This is a genomic window from Enterobacter cloacae complex sp. 342H5, assembly GCF_050030905.1.
GTDB lineage: Bacteria > Pseudomonadota > Gammaproteobacteria > Enterobacterales > Enterobacteriaceae > Enterobacter > Enterobacter intestinihominis.
In genome coordinates, this window is the sequence record NZ_JBLGVB010000003.1 from 16,738 (window position 1) to 35,132 (window position 18,395).

At 52.7% G+C, this 18,395-nt stretch carries 19 protein-coding genes and 4 pseudogenes; 10 read left to right on the forward strand and 13 right to left on the reverse strand.

All coding sequences use genetic code 11. The features are described from left to right. Positions 1–18 precede the first annotated feature (18 nt). Positions 19–669 (reverse strand): TetR/AcrR family transcriptional regulator, encoded by a 651-nt coding sequence (locus tag ACQG03_RS22625; protein WP_223168447.1) that lies wholly within the window; start codon positions 667–669, stop codon positions 19–21. Between the two features lie 110 nt (positions 670–779). On the opposite strand from ACQG03_RS22625, the gene ACQG03_RS22630 reads away from it, so the two are divergent. The 6 genes from ACQG03_RS22630 to ACQG03_RS22655 all read left to right on the forward strand — a co-directional run bounded on the left by ACQG03_RS22630 (position 780) and on the right by ACQG03_RS22655 (position 6,393). Next, the gene (locus tag ACQG03_RS22630) at positions 780–1,046 is read left to right on the forward strand and encodes a DUF1471 domain-containing protein (RefSeq protein WP_001567387.1); all 267 of its coding nucleotides are present in this window, start codon (positions 780–782) and stop codon (positions 1,044–1,046) included. A 92-nt stretch (positions 1,047–1,138) separates the two neighbouring features. Further along, the gene (locus ACQG03_RS22635; RefSeq protein ID WP_001567386.1) at positions 1,139–1,615 is read left to right on the forward strand and encodes a DM13 domain-containing protein; all 477 of its coding nucleotides are present in this window, start codon (positions 1,139–1,141) and stop codon (positions 1,613–1,615) included. A 338-nt stretch (positions 1,616–1,953) separates the two neighbouring features. After that, positions 1,954–2,514, forward strand: a complete 561-nt coding sequence (locus ACQG03_RS22640; RefSeq protein WP_021242984.1) for a recombinase family protein — start codon at positions 1,954–1,956, stop codon at positions 2,512–2,514. Further along, on the forward strand, positions 2,498–4,159 hold the full coding sequence (locus ACQG03_RS22645; RefSeq protein ID WP_033488203.1) for an IS481 family transposase: 1,662 nt from the start codon (positions 2,498–2,500) through the stop codon (positions 4,157–4,159). Before ACQG03_RS22640 ends, ACQG03_RS22645 begins: the two co-directional genes overlap by 17 nt. Further along, the gene (locus ACQG03_RS22650) at positions 4,092–5,117 is read left to right on the forward strand and encodes an ExeA family protein (RefSeq protein WP_370375586.1); all 1,026 of its coding nucleotides are present in this window, start codon (positions 4,092–4,094) and stop codon (positions 5,115–5,117) included. The genes ACQG03_RS22645 and ACQG03_RS22650 overlap by 68 nt, the downstream gene beginning before the upstream one ends. Before the next feature lie 199 nt (positions 5,118–5,316). Further along, positions 5,317–6,393 carry a MalY/PatB family protein gene (locus ACQG03_RS22655; RefSeq protein ID WP_020277916.1) on the forward strand — a complete coding sequence of 359 codons (1,077 nt, stop codon included), beginning with the start codon at positions 5,317–5,319 and terminating at the stop codon, positions 6,391–6,393. Positions 6,394–6,578: 185 nt separating this feature from the next. On the opposite strand, the gene ACQG03_RS22660 is transcribed toward ACQG03_RS22655, so the two are convergent. The 3 genes from ACQG03_RS22660 to ACQG03_RS22670 all read right to left on the reverse strand — a co-directional run bounded on the left by ACQG03_RS22660 (position 6,579) and on the right by ACQG03_RS22670 (position 9,291). Next, positions 6,579–7,352 (reverse strand): SDR family NAD(P)-dependent oxidoreductase, encoded by a 774-nt coding sequence (locus tag ACQG03_RS22660; RefSeq protein WP_020277917.1) that lies wholly within the window; start codon positions 7,350–7,352, stop codon positions 6,579–6,581. Positions 7,353–7,417: 65 nt separating this feature from the next. Then, the gene (locus ACQG03_RS22665) at positions 7,418–8,119 is read right to left on the reverse strand and encodes a DsbA family oxidoreductase (protein ID WP_020277918.1); all 702 of its coding nucleotides are present in this window, start codon (positions 8,117–8,119) and stop codon (positions 7,418–7,420) included. A 65-nt stretch (positions 8,120–8,184) separates the two neighbouring features. Continuing rightward, positions 8,185–9,291, reverse strand: a complete 1,107-nt coding sequence (locus ACQG03_RS22670; RefSeq protein ID WP_006687059.1) for an alkene reductase — start codon at positions 9,289–9,291, stop codon at positions 8,185–8,187. A 213-nt stretch (positions 9,292–9,504) separates the two neighbouring features. Between ACQG03_RS22670 and ACQG03_RS22675 the strand changes: the two genes are divergently transcribed. After that, positions 9,505–9,834 (forward strand): thioredoxin family protein, encoded by a 330-nt coding sequence (locus tag ACQG03_RS22675; protein ID WP_426726160.1) that lies wholly within the window; start codon positions 9,505–9,507, stop codon positions 9,832–9,834. A gap of 29 nt (positions 9,835–9,863) precedes the next feature. Here ACQG03_RS22675 and ACQG03_RS22680 read toward each other — a convergent pair whose 3' ends face one another. The 6 genes and pseudogenes from ACQG03_RS22680 to ACQG03_RS22705 all read right to left on the reverse strand — a co-directional run bounded on the left by ACQG03_RS22680 (position 9,864) and on the right by ACQG03_RS22705 (position 14,069). Next, positions 9,864–10,202, reverse strand: coding sequence for a carboxymuconolactone decarboxylase family protein (locus ACQG03_RS22680; protein WP_020277919.1), 339 nt, complete (start codon positions 10,200–10,202; stop codon positions 9,864–9,866). Positions 10,203–10,206: 4 nt separating this feature from the next. Continuing rightward, the gene (locus tag ACQG03_RS22685) at positions 10,207–10,788 is read right to left on the reverse strand and encodes a TetR/AcrR family transcriptional regulator (protein WP_020277920.1); all 582 of its coding nucleotides are present in this window, start codon (positions 10,786–10,788) and stop codon (positions 10,207–10,209) included. Between the two features lie 141 nt (positions 10,789–10,929). Beyond that, positions 10,930–11,487 (reverse strand): OsmC family protein, encoded by a 558-nt coding sequence (locus ACQG03_RS22690; protein WP_000108589.1) that lies wholly within the window; start codon positions 11,485–11,487, stop codon positions 10,930–10,932. Positions 11,488–11,671: 184 nt separating this feature from the next. After that, a pseudogene (locus ACQG03_RS22695) lies at positions 11,672–12,151 on the reverse strand (recombinase family protein); the annotation flags it as partial. Between the two features lie 52 nt (positions 12,152–12,203). Continuing rightward, positions 12,204–12,908 (reverse strand): IS6-like element IS26 family transposase, encoded by a 705-nt coding sequence (locus ACQG03_RS22700; protein ID WP_001067855.1) that lies wholly within the window; start codon positions 12,906–12,908, stop codon positions 12,204–12,206. 873 nt (positions 12,909–13,781) lie between these two features. Next, positions 13,782–14,069, reverse strand: coding sequence for a thermonuclease family protein (locus ACQG03_RS22705; protein WP_009486461.1), 288 nt, complete (start codon positions 14,067–14,069; stop codon positions 13,782–13,784). A 292-nt stretch (positions 14,070–14,361) separates the two neighbouring features. On the opposite strand from ACQG03_RS22705, the pseudogene ACQG03_RS22710 reads away from it, so the two are divergent. The 3 genes and pseudogenes from ACQG03_RS22710 to ACQG03_RS22720 all read left to right on the forward strand — a co-directional run. Beyond that, a pseudogene (locus tag ACQG03_RS22710) lies at positions 14,362–14,798 on the forward strand (IS66 family transposase); the annotation flags it as partial. Between the two features lie 189 nt (positions 14,799–14,987). Then, positions 14,988–15,362 (forward strand): cupin domain-containing protein, encoded by a 375-nt coding sequence (locus tag ACQG03_RS22715; protein ID WP_001348195.1) that lies wholly within the window; start codon positions 14,988–14,990, stop codon positions 15,360–15,362. A 23-nt stretch (positions 15,363–15,385) separates the two neighbouring features. Next, positions 15,386–15,949, forward strand: coding sequence for a chlorite dismutase family protein (locus tag ACQG03_RS22720; RefSeq protein WP_001097412.1), 564 nt, complete (start codon positions 15,386–15,388; stop codon positions 15,947–15,949). Between the two features lie 250 nt (positions 15,950–16,199). Here ACQG03_RS22720 and tnpC read toward each other — a convergent pair. The 3 genes and pseudogenes from tnpC to ACQG03_RS22735 form a co-directional block, all read right to left on the reverse strand. Then, positions 16,200–17,297 (reverse strand): annotated as a pseudogene (gene tnpC / locus ACQG03_RS22725) (IS66 family transposase); the annotation flags it as partial. 53 nt (positions 17,298–17,350) lie between these two features. Continuing rightward, a complete protein-coding gene (locus tag ACQG03_RS22730) occupies positions 17,351–18,055 on the reverse strand; it encodes an IS6-like element IS26 family transposase (RefSeq protein ID WP_001067855.1) in 705 nt (234 codons plus the stop codon). Positions 18,056–18,119: 64 nt separating this feature from the next. After that, a pseudogene (locus ACQG03_RS22735) lies at positions 18,120–18,338 on the reverse strand (AAA family ATPase); the annotation flags it as partial. Positions 18,339–18,395 lie beyond the last annotated feature (57 nt).

Sequence of the window (18,395 nt, forward strand, 5' to 3'; positions counted from 1 at the left end):
GCGTCACCAGTAGATAATTTATTGCTTCTTATGCTGGCGAAACAGGGCTGTCAAGACCCTTTCAATCATCTCTTTCACCACCTCAGATTTCGGACGCTCCAGCGCCGTCAACGCCAACCCTTTTTCCAGTGTGATAATAAAACAGGCAAACGCTTCAGGAGCAAGGTAAGCAGGCAGCTCTCCACATTGCTGCGCCTCTCGCGCTTCGTTTTCCAGCCACTGGGTAAATGCCTGCCTTTCATCGCGTAATTGTGCGGCAAGGCCTCCTTCATCAATCTGGAAAGCCAGTGCGGAAAAGGTCATGGCGCACCCCAACGGTTTACCGTCACAACTGAACAACGTAAAGGCGTCATGAAGAAAATGACGCATCCGTTGTTCGAAAGTTTGTGTTTGATCCTGCAGACACTGTTCCAGCCCCCCCAACCAGTGCTGGCGGTAATACATAAGCGCCGCCGCATACATCCCCTCTTTGTTACCGAAGGCCAGATACAGCGATGGAGGTTTCATTCCGGTTACATGGGTCAGGTCTGCTATCGAGGTTGAGGCATATCCCTTTTGCGCAAAAACCTGAAATAACGCCTCCGCCAGCTTATCTGATGAGATGAGTTTTGGCCTGCCAGTTTTTTTCTTTTCAATCATGGAGATAGCCTTATCTTTTAACTTAATCATTATGTTCATAGTATCATGTTTTATAGTTATCGCTAAAAAACAATTGCATCACTGAAATATTTACCTTATATTTTTTATTGATCACTACAAAATACGAACGGGATAGGCGTATGAGAAAGTTCATTATTGCTGCAATATTGAGTCTGAGCATCCTGCCCGTGCTGACACAGGCATCAACCGAAATCAACAATTCTCACCAGTGCGAATTGCTTCGCCTTGGGAGCATCAGTGTTTCAGGTGGCACGATTGATGAGTTGACTAGCAAGCTTGCAGCAAAAGCAGAAAAATCAGGCGCCGATTATTTCCGCATCACTTATTTAAATACCAATGCCCATGGATATGCCACTGCAACGCTATACGACAATGCAGGCGCTTAGCTGCAACATAAATTTGACAAGTTAATCTGTTACATAAGGGATGTGTGGCTACAGAACCCTTATGGCTTTTTACATACGCAAAGGAAAATATTATGAAAACAAACATTAAAGCGCTGTTTTTTGCTTCGCACCTGGCTTTATTTGGCGTGGGTTTCGGTGTCGGTATCTATGTACTGCCTATCCTCACCGCTGAGAAAAACTCCAGTGCTGATGAAATTAAGGAAGTTAAAAATAATGCCCGCTACACGGGGGCATTTTTTAAAAACCAAAAAGGGAGTAATGCTGTTCACTGGGTTGATGGAAAGCTGTATGTCTCCGATCAAGAAATCGCATTTGAAGGTAGCATTGCTCCAGGTCCGGATTACAAGATCTATCTGACCAAAACCCAGGCTGATGATCGTAATTCATTTTTAAAAATAAAAGAAGAATCATTATATATAGGTGATTTGAAAAACTACGGCAACTTCAAAAAGAACCTGCCAAATGGTGTCAATATTGATGAATACACCACTGTGCAAATCTGGTGCGAAAAATTCGAGCAATTTATTGGTTCAGCCCAATACAGGTAGTGGGGTAAAACACGGGTTACTGGAGTTATTTTCGCAAACAGATCATGACGCTCTCTGTGTGACTGGCGCAATGATCACCGGATACGCTCGCAATTAAGGCTATCGGACCTTAAGACTCTGTCAAAATAGATAAACTGGAATATCCATTTACCCATATGGGGTCGTCTGGCGTACTGCAATTCAGTCAGCAAATCTCATGGAGTAAAATCGTATTTTATGGGTGCACCCAAAGCATACAGTTTGGTGAGACAGTTTTTCTGTCTCATTTGGATTGTTTTTGTCTCATCTGCATGTTACGTTTTCCTCATCTAGAGTCTAACGAGACATTTTTCATAACAATGGCTTTTTACGGTTATGCCCGGGTTTCAACCAACGACCAGGATCTGGATTTGCAAATACAGACGCTTCGCGCCGCTGGCTGCGAAATCATCCGTTCAGAAAAAGCGAGCGGGACCAGCCGCGATGGACGAACTGAGCTGCAACTGTTGCTGGATTTTCTGCGTAAGGGAGACACGCTGATTGTCACGCGAGTCGATCGCCTGGCCCGTAGCATTAAAGATTTGCAGGATATCGTGTATGCCCTGAATCAGCAGGGCATTACCCTCAAGGCAACAGAACAACCTGTGGATACGCGCACCGCAGCAGGTAAGGCGTTTCTGGATATGCTGGGTGTCTTCGCTGAGTTTGAAACCAACCTGCGCCGTGAACGCCAGTTGGAAGGTATCGCTGCCGCAAAAGCCCGCGGGGTTTATCAGGGGCGCAAACCGCGCATCGATCCTGTTGAGGTCCGTCGGTTGTACGTTGAAGAGAAAATGGGCGCAACGGCGATTTCTCGCCAACTGGGGATCGGTCGAGCCTCGGTCTATCGTGTGCTGGACCGCGATGAGCAGCCGGCGTAAGGCCATTCCAACCGATTCTTTGTTGCAACTGCGACAACGGCTTGACCGTCTGCCACCAAAAAGTCCGGAACGCGCGGCCCAGATCACCGCGATGGCGCTACTCTATTGCATTTCCGTCACCACCGTCTATCGTACACTCCGTGCCTTCCAGAAACCTCACATTGCACACCGGCGTGATCACGGGAAACCCCGGATACTGCCGCCGTCCGAACTCGAATATTATTGTGAACTGATCGCTGCATTGAAATTACGTACCACCAATAAAGCCGGTCGTCATCTGTCCACGACGCGTGCCATTCAGTTGCTCGAAGAACATGGTGTGGAAACGACTCAGGGGCTGGTTAAACTTCCAAAGGGGTTGTTGCGCAGGCCAACGGTTAACCGCTATTTGTCCCTGTTCCGACTCGATCACTCACGTCTGTTACGGGAGCCACCGGCAGCGCGGTTCCAGGCTGAGTGCAGTAATGACTGCTGGCAGTTCGATATGTCGCCCTCTGATCTCAAATATATCGAATGTCCTGAGTGGATTGATCCGGCCCGTGGACAACCTACCCTGATGTTATTCAGCGTGGTGGACGATCGCAGCGGGGTTAATTACCAGGAATACCGCTGTGTGTATGGCGAAGATGCGGAGTCTGCCTTGCGTTTTCTGTTTAATGCCATGGCGCCTAAAAGTCATCCGGAGATGTCTCTCCAGGGGCGACCGAAAATGCTGTACCTCGATAATGGCCCGGTGGCGAAAAGCCATGTCTTCCAGAATGTGATGCAGGCGCTGCAGATTGACTGGCAGACACATATGCCGGCAGGCAAGGATGGCACCCGCACCACAGCCCGGTCAAAAGGCAAGGTTGAGCGCCCGTTCCGTTCCGTCAAAGAAGCCCACGAAACGCTGTATCATTTTCATAAGCCGGAGACTGAACAGCAGGCGAATGAATGGCTCTGGAACTACCTGATACGCTATAACGCACAACGACATCGCAGCGAAAAGCATTCCCGTGAGGAAGATTGGCTGATGCATTTGCCACCAAAGGGAGTGCAGGACATGTGCACCTGGGAACAGTACTGTCGCTTTGCCCGGGAGCCGGAGTCTCGCAAGGTGGGTATCGATGCCCGCATAACGATTGACGGGACAGCTTACGAAGTCGAACCCGACATGGCGGGTGAAACTGTTATCCTGCTGTGGGGCCTCTTTGATGACGAAATGTTCGTGGAGTTTGACGGTGAAAAGTGGGGGCCTTATTTTCCTGTTTCCGGCCCGATACCTCTGCACCGCTATCGGGCATTCAAACGCGGAAAAGCAGCGGTGCGGGCAGACCGTATCCAGTCATTGGCTCGGCAACTGAACTTACCTATCAGCGCCCTGTCCGGTTGTGACCTCAAACTGGTGGCCGATAGCGTTCAGAGCACGCGGGTGTTGCCACATCAACCCTTCGAGTCCACAGCGTTTGAATACTGTTTTCCTACCCCGGTGGCAGCGAAGCTGGCTATTGCGGCTGATCTGGCCACACCGCTGGCGAAATTATCGGATGAAGACAAGGCGTTTATCGACCAAGTACTGACAGACACGCTGATCCGCAGTGAGGTATTTGCCCGGGTCAGGGAGTATTTCCGCAACACCCAATCAGGAGAGGATCATGCGGGTTGAGGTAATGGAACATTATGGACTGGCGCAACCAATCGATCAGGCCGGTTACTATGAGACGGCTCACCATAAGCAGCTTATCAAGGATATCCGCGGTGCTATCCACGAAGGCCGGTTAATTGCCGTTTGTGGTGTGGTTGGCAGCGGCAAGACAGTCACTCTGCGGCGTTTGCAGCAGCGTCTCAGGGAGGAAAATAAAATTACCGTAGCTCGCTCCCTGTCGATTGAAAAGCACAATATTAAACTGGCCACGCTCATCAACGCGCTCTTTTACGATTTGACGCAGGATAAACAGGTTCAGATCCCCAAACAGGGCGAACGACGCGAGCGTGAGTTACAGGAACTGGTCAAAAAAGGAAAGCGGCCAGTGGCATTGTTTGTTGATGAAGCGCATGACCTGAACGGGCATACACTGATCGGACTCAAAAGGCTGATGGAAGTTGTGGAGGACGGTGGCGGCCGGCTGTCGGTTGTTCTGGCCGGTCACCCCAAACTGCGCAATGACCTGCGACGCCCGACTATGGAGGAGATCGGTTATCGCACGGATATCTTTACGCTGGATGGGATCACCGGTAGCCAACGGGAATATATTCAGTGGCTACTGAAAACCAGTATGGGGAAAGGCAAGCCGGAAGACATTCTGACCGCCGACGCCCTCGACCTGCTGGCGATGAAACTACGTACCCCACTTCAGGTTCAACTACATCTGACGCTGGCCCTGGAGGCCGGTTATCAGACGGGAGAAAAGCCGATAACCGCCGCCCTGGTTGAATCGGTACTTTCCCGCCAGCTTGACGATTTGGAGCCGACATTAACGCGTCATGGTTATCGACTGAAAGACATGGTGGAGCAGTTTGATGCCAAACCGGCAGAAATCAGGGCCATGTTCAACCATCAGCTCGACCCTGCTCGAACAGCAGAACTGCGGGACAGGATGCTGGCGGTGGGGCTCCCGATATGACGAATTTCATTTGCAGTTATTGTGAGCCGAAGGAAATGGAATGCGAGCCGAAAAAGATAAACGCGAGCTCATTGTCACTTAATGTGAGCCCGGGAGGATTTTCATTGTCACTTAATCTGAGCCGAAAATTGCGCTGATTGCGAGCCCGGGGGATTTCGATTGCGAGCCGTTACAGCTAATCAACCTCTGGGTTGCTGACATGGCTTTTGCCACACCAGAGCCGATTCTTCAGGCCATCAGAGACCGTCTGGATAGAAAAATACTCGGCTACACTAAAATCTACGACGAAGAATACTATGAGATCTTTGGCAGCTGGTGTGAGCGACAATATGGTCACCGTTTCAAAACGGAAGACATTGTGCTGTCTCCGGGCATTATTCCCGCGCTGAACCGTCTCGTCCCGCTTCTGACCGACATGGATGACAGTATTCTTATTATGACGCCTTCATATGGCCCGTTTAAAAAGGCGGGTGAATACAGTCAGCGTCGCGTGGTGTACTCGGCGTTAAAAAAATCAGCAGGCGGCTGGGAACCTGACTGGGAAGACTTTGCACGCAAAGCCAGTCAGGCCGATTTACGTGTGAAAATTCTTTTCCTGTGTAATCCGCATAACCCGACCGGACGAGTCTGGCGGCCTGATGAACTTAAGCGGATTATTGAAATTTGCCTGGCCAATGACATCTGGGTGATATCTGACGAAATTCACTGCGACCTGTCCCGAAGCGGTATCGGTCATACACCGGCCGCCTCTCTTTTCCCTGATTCTACACGCATTATTACCTGCATGTCCTCGAGTAAAACATTCAATCTGGCCGGGAATTTGTTGGCAAATATCATTATTCCGGATCCCGGTGTCAGAAGCGAGTGGCGTCTCAGACACGACGAGTTCATCTCTCCACTGAGCCTGGCAGCAAACAAAGCGGCGTGGAGTGAATGTGATGACTGGCTTGTCCATCTGAGGGAATATATTGACGGCAATTTCCAGTACCTGCACGACTATCTCAAAAGCTATTTACCCGAAACCAGGTTCTCGATCCCCGAAGGGACATATCTGGCCTGGATAGATATTAGCCGCTACCTGCCCGACACCGCAGGTGAGGATTTATCGCTGTATTTTGCCCGGGAGTCAGGGGTCCTTCTTGAAGGGGGCTTGCTGTTTGTCGACAATGGGGACGGATATATCCGGTTAAATCTGGCCTGCCCACGGAGTATGCTGACAGCAGGGATGAAAAGAATTTCACAGGTACTGCGGATACCGGCTCCTCATCGTGTATAACCCCTTTCTCTCTGGCCGTTTTGTCCTGTCAGGATGTCGTCAGAACCCGGCATAACACCCTGTGCCGGGAACACAAAAGGCACGGATGAACAGGTCGTGAATATTCTTAGTGAAGCCTGCTGATGACATGTCTGGCGACAAAAAAATGCCGCCCTTAAGGGGCGGCTTATGCCAGCGTCACGGGGTTATCGTCTGACCGCCATGATGCCCGCATCGACATCCCAGATAGCGCCCGTCACCCATGAGGTTTTGTCAGACAACAGGAAGAGAATAGTGTTTGCCACATCTTCGGCAGTTCCGACGCGTCCCAGCGGGTGGAAATCGTTCAGCGACTTCATAGCATCTGCGATATCCGCTTTGTCCATGAAGCCTTCGTATATCGGCGTATGAACAATCCCGGGAGACACCGCGTTGACACGAATACCCGCGCTGGCCAGCTCAATCGCCAGATTACGCGTCAGGGCATGCAGACCCGCTTTTGCCATTGAATAGGCCGAGGCCGGCGAGTCACCCAGTGCAGCCTGAGCACCAATCGAACCGACGTTGACGATAGACCCTTCGAGCTTCGCGGCGAGCATGTTCTTCACGACATCCTGTGTAATAAAGAACGTGGCTCGGTTCAGCGAAAGATACATGTCATAATCGGCAAAGCTGTGCTCGGTAAATCCTTTGGGCATGAAGATACCGGCGGCATTCACCATCAGGCTGATATCGTGATGGTGAGCATTAATTTCCTGACGGATAGTTTCCATACCTTCTTCGGTCATCAGGTTCGCCGCGATGACCGCAACCGGTCCCAGAGGGCTCAGTTCTTTTTGCACCGCTTCGGCTTTGTCTTTTTTATTCCCGGTCAGCACGACACTGCCGCCCGCTTCCAGTACCATGCGTGCCACGGCCAGGCCCATGCCGCTGGTACCGCCGACGACGAGCAGTTTTTTACCTTTGAAAAAAGTGTTCATTTTCTGACTCCATTACTGGTGGGTAAGACGTTGCCGGCAGCGTGAAACTGCCGGCGGTTGACGGATTAAATACTGCAGCCATCCGTTCCGCAGGTCTGACCCGCAGTGGCTGAAAATTCGGTTTGCTGTTCATCCCAGACCTGACGCAGGGCATTCAAAAAGTTATCTGCTGCCTGAGCCCCGCTGATGGCATATTTTTCGTTCATCACAAAAACCGGAACGCCGCTGAGGCCAATAGACTGTGCGTGGGCTTCATCGTCGGAAACGGTGGCGCGAAAATCGTCATTTTCCAGGGCGGCTTCAGCGTCAGCTTTCGGCATACCGGCTTCTACGGCCATGGCAACGAGCTGCTGACGGTCAAAGAGAGAGCGACCTTCGGTGATACTGCCATGATAAAAACGTTCTTCCACCGTGTCCGCAATTCCGGCCTTACGCGCGGCAACCAGCAGGGTGTGTGCATCTTCTGTATCACCAAACATCATGCCGTCGAAGTTGTAGATCAGACCTTCAGATTTACCGGCGGTGCCCACCTGATTCATCATCAGCTCCGCTGAATGCTGACTGCCCAGCTTTTTAACGATGGCATCCTTAAAAGGCATCGCGGGAGTACCACCGGCCAGACGGTAGCTGTGATGGCGGATCACCACCTGGTCGCGAAATTCAAAGCGATTCAGACCCTGTTCAAATCTTTTTTTAGCAATCCAGCACCACGGGCAGACCAAATCTGACCAGATATCGATGGTAAGGGTGGGTTTCAGCGTTTGCATAATGATTCCTCAAAGACGTTGGGCGGTCGGTTCTCACTTATCAGAGAACCGCGACCGTATGGGATTTATTGCGCCTGCCAGACCGGGTAATCGGTATAGCCTTTTTCCGGGGAACCACTGACGCCGTAGTAGGTGGCGCGGTCACTTTCTGCCAGTGGCCAGCCGTTTTGCATTCTTTCAACCAGATCCGGGTTAGCGATGTAGGGCACACCAAATGCCACCAGATCCAGCTCATCATCTTCCAGAGCCTGCTCTGCGATATCACGGGTAAAACCGCCGGCAGCGATGATGGTGCCTTTAAACGTGTTGCGAAAACGGCGGCGGAAGCCTTCCGGAAGTGGCGCTTTGGTGTACACCGGCTGATAGTAAAGGTGTACGTAGGCCAGTTCCCGCTGACCGAGCGCGTCGGTGATGGCTGACCAGGTTTGCTCTTCACCTTCATACGGCGCGAGGTCATAAATGCGGCCGAACGGTGACAGGCGCACGGCAACGTGGCTGTTACCCACGGCTTCCGCCACGGCGTCAATGGTCTCCAGCAGGAAACGCTGACGATTTTCCACCGAGCCGCCGTATTCGTCGGTGCGGGTGTTCAGTTCGCTACTGAGGAACTGGTCAAAGATGAATCCGTTTGCCGCCATGATTTCCACGCCGTCAAAGCCGGCTTCCATCGCCAGGCGTGCGGAGTGCACGAAGTCTGCAGTGATGCGTTTAACTTCATGCGTTTCCAGCGCGCGTGGCTGGCTTGGTACAACCGGGCCCGGTTCTCCGGATTCGGTCAGCGCAAAAACGGTGGTATTGACCGCCTGAACGGTGCCCGCTGAAACCGGCGCTATGTGGCCTGGCTGAAGAGAGACGTGAGACATACGGCCGACGTGCCAGAGCTGCGCGAAAATACGGCCACCTTTGGCGTGAACCGCTTGTGTCACTTTACGCCAGCCCTGGACGTGTTCGTCGTTGTAGATACCAGGGGTATAAAGGTAACCCCGGCCTTCTTCTGAAACCGGCATCCCTTCGGTGATGAGCAGGCCAGCAGAAGCACGCTGTGCATAGTACAAAGCCACGACCTCATCCGGCACGTCATTCATGGTGCGGGTGCGGGTCATCGGTGCCATGACTACACGGTTTTTTAACGCCAGGCCAGACAGATTGTAGGGGGTGAAAAGCTTACTCATCGTATACCTCACAAAAAACAAAAAGGAGTATCCCGGCAGGGATTTGCACAGCCCGGCAGTATCATCGACTGGACGTCGCGCACTGGAGTTGCATAAACATCTGATGGGTGGCAATATGCCAACCATCTAGTAGGTAGGTCAATGGGTGTGTCGTATTTTTTTGTCATAACGCAGCCATTCCTGAATTGTCACTCATTTTGCGAGGTCATCACCATGCGTACATTAACAGTTTATAACGAAGATAATTTCCGCCAGATAGAGCAGTACAAAGGAATATCGGTGGTACGTTTCTCTGCACCCTGGTGTCCGCCCTGTCAGGCCAGCGAAGAAATGTTCAGTCAGTTTGCAGACCGGCTCGATAGAGATATTCAGGTGGGGAAAGTCAATGTAGATCAGGCGCCGGTGCTGACAACCAAATACGAGATCTGGGGGCTGCCGTCTGTGCTGATATTTCATGAAGGGCAATTAGTTAAACGCATACCGGGTGTGAAACCTGCATCGGTATATGCTCAGGCTATTGCGGACATAAAAAAAGGGCAGTAATGCCCTTTTAACGTGGAATTTATTAATGCTTAACCGCGTGCCTGACCGACGGCATCCAGAGTGCGGGCTGAATGAATGACCGCCGCGCCAGCGTTGAGGTTAATCGCCACGCCCAGCGCTTCAGCAATTTCAGCGTCGGTTGCACCGGCTTTCACAGCGGCGTCGGCGTGAAAAGCAATACAGCCGTCGCAGCGGGTTGTGACTGCGCACGCCAGGGCAATGAGTTCACGCACTTTTGCGCCCAAAAGGTCAGTTTTGTTACCTGCGTTGCCCAGGGCAACCACGCCTTTCATGGTCTCGGGGGTCAGTTTGCCCAACTCGCCTAAACGTTGCATTAACTCTGAGCGATAGTTGTTCCAGTCCAGCATAGTGTCATTCTCCTGAATGAGGGGTATTAAGAAGCAGTTTTATATACTTAAGGCTGTTGGCGAAGACTTCGGGTCTGGCCGTTGCATGCGCCACTACGCTTGAGCCTTCACAGACATTAATGATCATCAAAGCAATATCTGATGGTTCGGCATGGGATGAAAACTCACCTGACTCCATGCCCGCCCTGACGACTTTTGTGAGCCACTCGATTTGCATATCGAAATAAAGTGATGTCTGTACAGTAATTGCCTGAGGCAGATTGGCGGTCTCTGCTGACAACGCACAACACAGTGGCAGTAGCGAAGCTTTATGGCTTTGCGCGAAGATATCGATGTAAGCCGCAATTCTTCTCTCCGCGCTTTTCTCAGTCGCCTCTATCTGCTCAAATACGCGTTGTGTATCAGAGAACGCCTGTATTACCACCTGCTCACCCAGAATATCTTTGGTCGGGAAATGGTGATGAATACTGGCCTTGGTGATACCCACTATTTTTGATAAATCAGCATAGCTGAATACTGAATACCCTTTTTCGCGCATCAGGTGTTCTGCTTCGCTGAGCAGCCGTTCCCGTGTCATGGTTGTCATAATTACTCCATATAATCTACTAGTTGATAGATTATATTGTTGCTATTTTTCCGTAGCAAGTTGTATCACTGACTCAGTATCGTGCAGAGCTGAACGTCACTGCCATCCTGCATTCTGAATGGCAGCATTACATCTCTGACATCACGCCAGGCGTGTAATCATTTCAACCGGATTAGCCAGAGTATCGTGGATTGGCGAATTCTTTTGCATTTCGCTGACCAGCGCTTCTAACTCCTCGCGACTGGCGGTCTTGCTCGTAAGGTGAACATCGACGCGAATAGATTTCGCACCTTTACGCACGTTGCTGTCCAGCCCAAGGAAGCCGTTGAGGTTGATATCGAAATTAAGATCCAGCTCGATACCGTCCAGGTCGATCCCTTTTTCAGCAGCCATCATGGTAAGGGTGGCGGTATAACAGCCAGCCAGCGCCTGCATGATGTATTCAGTCGGGCTCATGCCGGTATCGGTGCCGAGTAAACCTGCGGGTTCATCACCGATATTAGAAAATTTCCCCACACGGCTGGTATCGATAACGCCGTTCTGGATTGTGGCGCCGGTCTCTGTGCGAACGGTTAATCCGCCGCTGGAACGGGCTTTCATCTGGAAAGTCAGGTTACCCAGGCCAGGCTGGCTGCGAACTGCTTCACGGGTATTGTGGATCGCAGCTGCGTCTGCAGAAGGTTTAACGGTAGTAGACATAATGGCTCCTGTAATTTCTTGATAAAAGGTATAGCTGGTGTAACCAGCACCAATCATCTAGTTGGTAGATTAGTGTCGCGAACCTCTTTTGTCTACTCTTTTATAAAAAATAGGGGGAAAAGAACCCAGCAGGCTGTTTTATTTCATAATAACCATTTGATTTTTTTATAATCTTCCCAGCCGCTCACTCTTGCAGCAATCCAGCCTTTACCCGAAGGATAGTCTGGCGGGTGGTATTAAATTCCCGGGCAATAGCACTGATACTGATGCCAGCATTTAGGCGCTCTGTCACTGTTTGCTTTTGTTCCTCGCTCAGGATGGGGGGGCGACCGAAGCGTTTTCCAGCCGCTTTTGCCCTCGCAATACCTGAATACGTTCGCTCAAGCAGCAAATCCCGCTCAAACTCCGCTACAGCAGAAATTACCTGCATAGTCATTTTTCCGGCCGGACTGGTCAAGTCAACGCCTCCGAGTGCGAGACAATGAACGCGAATATCTAAAGCCGCCAGTTGCTCTACTGTTTTTCGGATATCCATCGCATTACGACCCAGACGGTCAAGTTTGGTGACAATCAGTACATCCCCATTTTCCATGCGATCTAGCAACCGGATAAATCCGGGGCGTTCGCTGGCAGCAACCGAGCCACTGATATGCTCCTCAATAAGGGCACTGTTGCAAAGTTAGCGATGAGGCAGCCTTTTGTCTTATTCAAAGGCCTTACATTTCAAAAACTCTGCTTACCAGGCGCATTTCGCCCAGGGGATCACCATAATAAAATGCTGAGGCCTGGCCTTTGCGTAGTGCACGCATCACCTCAATACCTTTGATGGTGGCGTAAGCCGTCTTCATGGATTTAAATCCCAGCGTGGCGCCGATTATCCGTTTCAGTTTGCCATGATCGCATTCAATCACGTTGTTCCGGTACTTAATCTGTCGGTGTTCAACGTCAGACGGGCACCGGCCTTCGCGTTTGAGCAGAGCAAGCGCGCGACCATAGGCGGGCGCTTTATCCGTGTTGATGAATCGCGGGATCTGCCACTTCTTCACGTTGTTGAGGATTTTACCCAGAAACCGGTATGCAGCTTTGCTGTTACGACGGGAGGAGAGATAAAAATCGACAGTGCGGCCCCGGCTGTCGACGGCCCGGTACAGATACGCCCAGCGGCCATTGACCTTCACGTAGGTTTCATCCATGTGCCACGGGCAAAGATCGGAAGGGTTACGCCAGTACCAGCGCAGCCGTTTTTCCATTTCAGGCGCATAACGCTGAACCCAGCGGTAAATCGTGGAGTGATCGACATTCACTCCGCGTTCAGCCAGCATCTCCTGCAGCTCACGGTAACTGATGCCGTATTTGCAGTACCAGCGTACGGCCCACAGAATGATGTCACGCTGAAAATGCCGGCCTTTGAATGGGTTCATGTGCAGCTCCATCAGCAAAAGGGGATGATAAGTTTATCACCACCGACTATTTGCAACAGTGCCACAGAAAATTACCTGAACTGCGTCAACTCGGAGTCTGGCCGCGTGCGCGTGGAAGCAAAGCGGGCGAGCGAAGAATACGGGCGAGTGCTGCGGCGCTATCCGCTGAAACCCGGCGAGACGGTCGAGCGTCCGCAACGCGGGGAAGTCGTCAGCAGCTCCGGGGTTCTCCCCCCACTGGACCCAGGCGAATACTAAGCGCGGCGGTGTGTAATAGACGGAGCGCGAGGCGACTACTGGTCAGGGTTTGCGCAAGGCGGGTGTGTAATAGACGGGAGGGGATCGATCCGGCGATCCAGCCTGTGGATAGTCCGTCTATTACCCACCCGGTTCCGTCGTTTACCCACCCAACCCCGTCTATTACCCACCGGAAACCGTCTATTACCCACCGAGGGGTTCTATAAGCAACTGATAATGAAGGTAAATTTTGCCTTCTGATTCCCTAAAACTCTTTAAAACAAAAAAAACATATATAAAACGTGTAGCCCTGGGGAAAACAGCCCGTGGAATTATGGACAATCCGGCAAGCCGGATACCTGCCTAACCGCTTCGCGGTTCCCCATTGACAGGCCAGGGACAACCGCGAGCGGTTGCCCCCACCCTGCCAACAGGTCGGCAGTTGCCCACAATACCACCGGCTCAAGCAACAGGATTTTTTTATATTTTTGTTTTTAAAAGAAAAAAGCGGCCGTGCTCTAGTGGCATGGCCGCGTTACGTGGTCCTATCAGGGGCTTGTGGCTCTTGCGCCTCCTCGGATCGACACAAGTGCCGATCACTGCGGCGGGGCGCTCCTGGCTCAAGCTGAAAAGCGATCAGTATCCGCACCAGTGGCGACGGCGTTCCCTCCACGCATTCGGGCCGGGCCTCCACTCAACGGCTAACCCCTCGGCCATGAGGGTTTGCCCCACGTCCCGCCCGTCGATCAGCAGGTGAACAAGGCGGCGGTCGTACTTGTCGGCTTGGCCGGAATCGACAACCTCGATGCGCTGAGCGTTGGCAACCAGTTCGCGGAGGCGTGCGGTTGCCTCGCGGCCCTTCGTCAGCTCGGCGTCGCACCTGGGCTTGTAGGTTTCCGGGGTGTCAATCGACAGCAGGCGCAAGCGTTGACCGTTGTATCGTAACCGTCCGGTGATTCCACCTTGAGCCAAATCGCCTGCCGACCAAAAGGCTCGAAGCTTACCACCCGGTCGATTCCGGTCAGATCCAGAAACGCCTCGTCGATGGAGTAGACATCCACTCTCGATGCCAGAGCTTCCAGGGTCGTCATCACCCGCCGGCTTATATCGCCATTTGTGTGGAATAGAGAATCAATTGGAACGGGGGCTTTGCTCGCCCCCCCTTGAACTTCTCATACCCAACCTGTTTGGCTATAGCTACTGAGGAGATCGCGGTGGCCCACCAAATCTTCCGGTCATCCTGTTCAATTACACCGCTAGCCGTACCCAGGAGGTGCCGCAGCGCCTCCTGGAGGCAGAAAGGCGTCGAGCGTATAGGTTGCTGGGCATGCGCGGCGCAAGTTCATCAGAAAACTCAATCCAAGGGCAAGATCGGCCGAGCGGAGATGGCACTGACTCTTATCAACAAGCTCTACGGCATCGAGCGCGACATGGAAGAGGCGGGCGATGCCCAGCGATACCAGACGCGCCAGTCGCAAAGCCAGGCTTTCCTGGAGCAACTGAAAGCTAGGCTGGACAAAACCCCTCCCCAGGTCACGTCGTCAAAGTGCCTTGGGCAAGCAATCAATTGCCTTGCGAGCAACTGGTTAAAGCTGATCCGCTACATCGAAAGGGGGACACCTGCCCATCGACAACAACCCTGCCGAGCGGGCGAGCCACCTTCTCATGTACATATGACCAAAGCGTCGCCCGTCTCCTCCCGTTATGTCATGCCTACCCACGACGGAGTATTGACGGTCTCTGTGCGCCAGAGCATAGTTTTCCCGAAGGGCGCTTAGGTACATATCTTCATGTGCTGTCCAGGCGCAGTTGCGTTTAGAGTACGTGTCCAATCAGTTTTAAATGGGTGTGAACATGAGAGCAGAAACTGAATCGCGGATTTTTTCGGTGGATGAATATGTTCGTCCGTCTAACGGCGAACCGATTCGTTCGGTTGTTCTGGAAACCAATGACTCTGTCGTCGTTGTTTGGCACGCCCACCCTGGGCAGGAAATAGCTTCCCATGTACATCCTCACGGCCAAGATACTTGGACGGTTATCTCAGGTGAAGCCGAATATCATCAAGGTAACGGCATAGTCACTCATCTTAAAGCTGGAGATATTGCGATCGCAAAACCTGGGCAGGTACATGGTGCAATGAACTCTGGCCCCGAACCTTTTATATTTGTTTCAGTGGTTGCGCCGGGCAATGCCGGTTTTGCGTTGGCTGAGAAATAGGCGAAAGGCCTGAGAGGAAACTGATGAATACACGATTATTTACGTTCGCTGGTGGAGAAACGGGTGTTTGGCGCGTTGTTCGGATGGATGCCGTGGCGGGAGCCCCTCTCCCTGGAATCCCCCGGCTCGACGTAGCCGCTGGCTCTGTTTCGCCGCAGCCTTTGGGCACCAAATGGCTTCTTCGCGGGATAACGAGTAACGAGCGTTATGTCGTGCGTGAAGAGAAGGATCGTCTCGTGGCGAAGCAGCCAAGTTTGGGTCGAGCAGAGGCCACCTGTGCCGCCCTGATCCCTATCCGGAAAAACCCCTCATGGTGGGGACTGGCTCAAGACGAACGCCGGAAGATTTTTGAGGAGCAGTCCCGTCACATTCACATTGGGCTCCAATATCTCCCTGCTGTGGCCCGTCGTCTCCACCATTGTCGGGACCTGGGCGAGAGCGAACCCTTCGACTTCTTGACGTGGTTCGAATATTCCCCGTCTGATGAGCCGGGCTTTAACAGGCTTTTGGCCGAACTCCGGGCCTCGGTGGAGTGGAAGTATGTCGACAGAGAAATCGACATCCGGCTAGTGCATGAGCCGGCCTAGTATCAGGTTTAACTGCGATCTCCGTGCGGCATACACCTGCGACACCCGCAGCCCAGCAAAGCCCGGAAAATCTAGTGTGTCTAATAACTTAGGAGTAACACGACACGTATGCCTAGCGAGCCACCAGTCGCTTGGGAAATTTTCTACTTATGGCCTCCTCTTTCTCTCATCGATCTCCCAGGGCATATCCTGCCGTCTAGAGTTGGCACCTTGTCCAGCTTTCGAAGAAGGCTCTCCATACACGTCCGGCCTACACCTTGTTAGGTATGGCCGGTTTCCAGTTGTGGGGCAATAGCTCGTCGATGGCGTTGTTCTTCTGTGTCGGCAGGCGAGTCAGCACATCCTTCAGGTAGGCATAGGGATCATGCCGATTCAGCTTCGCTGACTGTATTAGGGTCATGACCGCAGCCGCACGTTGACCACTGCGCAGTGAACCCGCAAACAGCCAATTGCTGCGCCCCAGCGCCCAGGGTCGGATCTGGTTTTCCACCCAGTTGTTGTCGATGGGCACAGCGCCATCGTCCAGGTAGCGCGTCAGCGCTTCCCAACGTTTGAGGCTGTAATCCAGGGCTTTGGCCGTGCCGGAGCCATCCGGCACTTTCTGGCGATGGGCCAGCATCCACTGATGCAGCGCATCGGCAAGGGGTTTGGCTTTGGTTTGCCGGATTTCCCGCCGCATATCCGGTGGCAGATCTTTGGTTTCCCGCTCGATCTCGTAGAGTCCACCGATGTATTCCAAGGCCTTGGCCGCCAATTCGCTCTTGTTGGCCTCGTGCAGGTCATAGAACTTGCGCCGGGCGTGGGCCATACAGCCGATTTCGGTAATGCCGTTGCCGAACCCGGCCTTGTAGCCAGCGTAATCATCACAGACCAGCTTGCCCCGCCAGTCACCCAGGAAGGTTCGGGCGTGTTCGCCTGCACGGCTGGGTGCGAAGTCGTAAATAGCTGCCTTCAGGTCGGCAAACGGTGTGGTGCAGTAGGCCCAGACGTAGGCCTTGTGGGTTTTCTTCTTGCCCGGGGCCAGCATGCTGACCGGGGTTTCATCGGCATGCAGAACACTGTGTTCCAGCAGAGTATTTCTCAACGCATCCACCAGCGGCTGCAACTGCACACCACAGGCACCCACCCATTCGGCCAGGGTGGAGCGCGGGATTTCCAGGCCGGCACGGCCGAACATGCGTTCCTGACGGTACAGCGGCAGATGGTCGGCATACTTGGCCACCAGCACCTGGGCCAGCAGGCCAGCGGTGGGGATGCCTTTGTCGATCACCTGCGGTGGCACCGGTGCCTGGATCAACGTCTCGCAGCTGTCGCAGGCCCATTTGCCCCGGATGTGACGTTCAACGGTGGGCACTGTTGCAAAGTTAGCGATGAGGCAGCCTTTTGTCTTATTCAAAGGCCTTACATTTCAAAAACTCTGCTTACCAGGCGCATTTCGCCCAGGGGATCACCATAATAAAATGCTGAGGCCTGGCCTTTGCGTAGTGCACGCATCACCTCAATACCTTTGATGGTGGCGTAAGCCGTCTTCATGGATTTAAATCCCAGCGTGGCGCCGATTATCCGTTTCAGTTTGCCATGATCGCATTCAATCACGTTGTTCCGGTACTTAATCTGTCGGTGTTCAACGTCAGACGGGCACCGGCCTTCGCGTTTGAGCAGAGCAAGCGCGCGACCATAGGCGGGCGCTTTATCCGTGTTGATGAATCGCGGGATCTGCCACTTCTTCACGTTGTTGAGGATTTTACCCAGAAACCGGTATGCAGCTTTGCTGTTACGACGGGAGGAGAGATAAAAATCGACAGTGCGGCCCCGGCTGTCGACGGCCCGGTACAGATACGCCCAGCGGCCATTGACCTTCACGTAGGTTTCATCCATGTGCCACGGGCAAAGATCGGAAGGGTTACGCCAGTACCAGCGCAGCCGTTTTTCCATTTCAGGCGCATAACGCTGAACCCAGCGGTAAATCGTGGAGTGATCGACATTCACTCCGCGTTCAGCCAGCATCTCCTGCAGCTCACGGTAACTGATGCCGTATTTGCAGTACCAGCGTACGGCCCACAGAATGATGTCACGCTGAAAATGCCGGCCTTTGAATGGGTTCATGTGCAGCTCCATCAGCAAAAGGGGATGATAAGTTTATCACCACCGACTATTTGCAACAGTGCCCCTGAAACTGCCTTACTGCTGACTGGGACAGGAGCGATTCCACACCCAATGCCTCGACCCGGTGCCGGCTGTCACTCAGCACAAGGTCAAGGGCCAGCAGAATCGTGCTTTTCCCGGACTCATTGTCCCCGACCAGAATGTTACGGTCATGAGTGAAGCGCAGGTCCAGTTCCGGAAACTTTTTAAAGTTTTGCAGCATAAGCCGCGTGATCAGAGGCATCTTTTATTCCTTTATATACCGCTGACTGAAAGAGTGTCCGGCTGCGCCAGACCGCCT

Bases quoted from the DNA above. Each gene is read 5' to 3' on its own strand.
- ACQG03_RS22625 (WP_223168447.1), bottom strand. From the start codon at position 669: ATGATTAAGTTAAAAGATAAGGCTATCTCCATGATTGAAAAGAAAAAA.
- ACQG03_RS22630 (WP_001567387.1), top strand. From the start codon at position 780: ATGAGAAAGTTCATTATTGCTGCAATATTGAGTCTGAGCATCCTGCCC.
- ACQG03_RS22635 (WP_001567386.1), top strand. From the start codon at position 1,139: ATGAAAACAAACATTAAAGCGCTGTTTTTTGCTTCGCACCTGGCTTTA.
- ACQG03_RS22640 (WP_021242984.1), top strand. From the start codon at position 1,954: ATGGCTTTTTACGGTTATGCCCGGGTTTCAACCAACGACCAGGATCTG.
- ACQG03_RS22645 (WP_033488203.1), top strand. From the start codon at position 2,498: ATGAGCAGCCGGCGTAAGGCCATTCCAACCGATTCTTTGTTGCAACTG.
- ACQG03_RS22655 (WP_020277916.1), top strand. From the start codon at position 5,317: ATGGCTTTTGCCACACCAGAGCCGATTCTTCAGGCCATCAGAGACCGT.
- ACQG03_RS22660 (WP_020277917.1), bottom strand. From the start codon at position 7,352: ATGAACACTTTTTTCAAAGGTAAAAAACTGCTCGTCGTCGGCGGTACC.
- ACQG03_RS22665 (WP_020277918.1), bottom strand. From the start codon at position 8,119: ATGCAAACGCTGAAACCCACCCTTACCATCGATATCTGGTCAGATTTG.
- ACQG03_RS22670 (WP_006687059.1), bottom strand. From the start codon at position 9,291: ATGAGTAAGCTTTTCACCCCCTACAATCTGTCTGGCCTGGCGTTAAAA.
- ACQG03_RS22675 (WP_426726160.1), top strand. From the start codon at position 9,505: ATGCGTACATTAACAGTTTATAACGAAGATAATTTCCGCCAGATAGAG.
- ACQG03_RS22680 (WP_020277919.1), bottom strand. From the start codon at position 10,202: ATGCTGGACTGGAACAACTATCGCTCAGAGTTAATGCAACGTTTAGGC.
- ACQG03_RS22685 (WP_020277920.1), bottom strand. From the start codon at position 10,788: ATGACAACCATGACACGGGAACGGCTGCTCAGCGAAGCAGAACACCTG.
- ACQG03_RS22690 (WP_000108589.1), bottom strand. From the start codon at position 11,487: ATGTCTACTACCGTTAAACCTTCTGCAGACGCAGCTGCGATCCACAAT.
- ACQG03_RS22700 (WP_001067855.1), bottom strand. From the start codon at position 12,908: ATGAACCCATTCAAAGGCCGGCATTTTCAGCGTGACATCATTCTGTGG.
- ACQG03_RS22715 (WP_001348195.1), top strand. From the start codon at position 14,988: ATGGGTGTGAACATGAGAGCAGAAACTGAATCGCGGATTTTTTCGGTG.
- ACQG03_RS22720 (WP_001097412.1), top strand. From the start codon at position 15,386: ATGAATACACGATTATTTACGTTCGCTGGTGGAGAAACGGGTGTTTGG.
- ACQG03_RS22730 (WP_001067855.1), bottom strand. From the start codon at position 18,055: ATGAACCCATTCAAAGGCCGGCATTTTCAGCGTGACATCATTCTGTGG.